The 2,876-nt window shown below is 64.4% G+C and carries 2 protein-coding genes; both read left to right on the forward strand.

Annotation, left to right across the window (positions count from 1 at the left end; genetic code table 11):
* The first annotated feature begins 257 nt into the window (after positions 1 to 257).
* Positions 258 to 2,252 (forward strand): tyrosine-type recombinase/integrase, encoded by a 1,995-nt coding sequence (locus ACFV7Q_RS38655; RefSeq protein WP_385435636.1) that lies wholly within the window; start codon positions 258 to 260, stop codon positions 2,250 to 2,252.
* A gap of 292 nt (positions 2,253 to 2,544) precedes the next feature.
* A partial coding sequence (locus ACFV7Q_RS38660; protein WP_385435637.1) for a transposase family protein occupies positions 2,545 to 2,876 on the forward strand: 332 nt, incomplete at its 3' end.

Here is a 2,876-nt window from a genome sequence, read left to right on the forward strand (position 1 = left end):
TACGGACGTCAGACATCCCGCTCAACAACCCGAGGGCCTCGCCCGTTGCGCGGCCACCCCGATCACCCGATCAGTGGCCACGTTGAAAAAGCTCATTGAAAGCCGTCGCCTTGCGCTTCCCGCCCAGACCCGCAGAGGACGACTGGCCGACCACTGCATGCGAGCGAGCCGACATCCTGGCTCGTTTGGAGCAACATCCTCTGCGACCGACGGACGTGAGGCAGCACCGAGCCCGGATCCGCGGAGCTCGCCAGACCTTGCAGTGGCTGGAGATTTTCCCGGGGGCCACCTGGCAGCAGCGCTGGAACGCCAGTCCCGCGAGCACGCGTCCTGGCAACGACTGGGCCCGATTGGCACCCGAGTGGATCGGAACGGCTGCTGGCCCCTCACAACGGCAGGCACTGTCGGGAGGGCTGCTGAGTCTGATCTGTGCAGACGTTGTCAGGCCCGCCCTCCCCTGGCTGCTGTCACGGACCTCGGCCAACATGACGAGCCTGCGGATCGGGCTGATCCCTACCCGTGACCCGGAAGGATTCGCCCAGCTTGAAGCGATGGTCGAATCTGCCACGTGGTCCTCCAAGGTCGGGCGTGATGCCCTGCACTCCTTGGTCAAGATCGTGGCCGCCAAGGGCGGCACCTTGGCGGACATCACCGTCGGCGACGCCGTGGAGTATCTCGCCGCACTCAAAGCAGCGAACGCCAAAACTCGCGGCAACACCCTCTTCTACGCCTGGCTGCGAGAGTTGGGCACCCTTCCTGCAGAAGCACCCAGCTCGTTGCGCTACCTGGCCAACACCAGTGGTCAGGTGTCGATGGAGCAGCTCGTCGACCGGTTCGGCGTCCGCTGCCGCCCAGTCAGAGATCTCTTGGTGGACTACCTCAAAGAGCGGCAGCCAGGTCTCGACTACACGTCCCTGAACAACTTGTCCCGGCACCTGGCCAGCAACTTCTGGGGCGACCTGGAACAACATCATCCGGGAATCGACTCTCTCCACCTGGCGCCCGAGGTGAGCGCGGCCTGGAAGCAGAGATGCCGGACCCGCATCGAACGGCGTCGCCAGCCAGACGGCAAAGTGCGTGAAGTAGTGACCGGACGGGCCAATGTCGCCAGCATCATGATCTCCGTGCGCGCGTTCTATCTCGACATCGCCCAGTGGGCTGTCGATGAGCCGGCGCGCTGGGGGCCGTGGGCGGTACCGAGTCCGATCAAGGACGCGGATGTCGCCGTCGTGAAGGACAACAAGCGGCGCAAAGCTCGGATGGACCACCGAACGCGGGAACGACTTCCGGCTCTGCCCGTTGTCGCCCGAGCGGCTTCAACATGCCTGAAAGAGGCCAAAGCCCGACTACAGGCTCTGATGGACACCCCGCCAGGTGGTCAGTTCGCTTTCGCGGGCGCCACCTTCAGGCGAGCAGCGAAGGATGGAACGACCTGGGCGGTGAACATCGCCACCGGCCGGCGCGTTGACCTGGCGCTCGCGGAGAGTCGCGCGTTTTGGGCCTGGGCGATGGTCGAGTTTCTTCAGCACACCGGTGTCCGCATCGAGGAGATGCTGGAGGCCAGCCATCACAGTTTGATCCAGTACAGACTGCCTACCACTGGCGAGATTGTCCCCCTCCTGCAGATCGCGCCGTCCAAAACCGATGAGGAACGAGTCATCCTGGTCAGCCCGGAGCTCGCCGATGTGCTCAGTGCGATCATCGCCCGTGTCCGCGACCCACGCACAGGTGCCGTCCCCTACGTCTCCAGCTATGACATGGCCGAGAAGACCTGGAATCCCCAGATGCCACTGCTTTTCCAATGGTGCCGCAGCGGCGAGAGTTCCCGCCTCTCCCCGAAGCTCCTGCGCCAAGCGCTCCAAGAGGTGATGGCCTCCACGAATCTGACCGACTCAGCCGGACAGCCCTTGGACTTCTCACCCCATGACTTTCGGCGGATCTTCATCACCGATGCCATTCGCAGCGGCCTTCCCCCGCACATCGCGCAGGTCATCGCCGGGCACACCAGCATCAACACGACCATGGGATACAACGCCATCTACCCCGGCGAGGCCATCGAGGCCCATCGCGCGTTCATCGCTCGGCGCCGAGCACTCCGACCCAGCGAGGAGTACCGAACCCCCACCAACGAGGAATGGGATGCCTTCCTCGGACACTTCGAGCGACGCAAACTGTCCATCGGAATCTGCGCACGCGCATTCGGAACTCCCTGCATCCACGAACACGCGTGTATTCGATGCTCCATGCTCTGACCGGATCCGGCTCAGAGGCACCGCCTCGTCGAGATCCGCGACAACCTGATCGCCCGAATCACCGAAGCAGAACAGGAGGGATGGCTCGGTGAGATCGAAGGACTCCAAGTCAGCCTCGCCAGCGCAGAGGAGAAGCTCACCCAGCTCGATGCAGAGCAAGTCCGTCAACGCCAAGTGACAGATCTCGGCATGCCCCGCTTCAGCCAGGTCGCGACACGAATCAGTACGGCAGGAGGACCTTCGAGTTAAGGGATGTCCCGTTACTGCTGGTCAGAGGTGGGATGATCTTGGTGTGGCTGGTGTGATCACGGCGTCGGAGCCGTCTTGGATAGCCCCGTTCACGGGGCTGAGCCCGCGGCAGTTCGGCAAGCTGGTGACTGCGCTGAGGCGGGAGGGGGCGGATCCGGTCCGCAAGGGCCGGCCGTGGAGCCTGCCCTTGGAAGACCGGGTCCTGCTGGTCGCCGCGTACTGGCGAACGAACCTGACACTGCGGCAGCTGGCCCCGCTCTTCGGCGTCTCGAAGTCGGCCGCCGACCGCATCGTCGACCACCTGGGGCCCTCACTCGCGCTCCAGCCGCGCAAGCGGTTCCGCAAGGACACCGTGCTGATCGTGGACGGCACGCT

It is taken from the genome of Streptomyces sp. NPDC059851 (genome assembly GCF_042732005.1).
Taxonomy (GTDB): Bacteria; Actinomycetota; Actinomycetes; order Streptomycetales; family Streptomycetaceae; genus Streptomyces.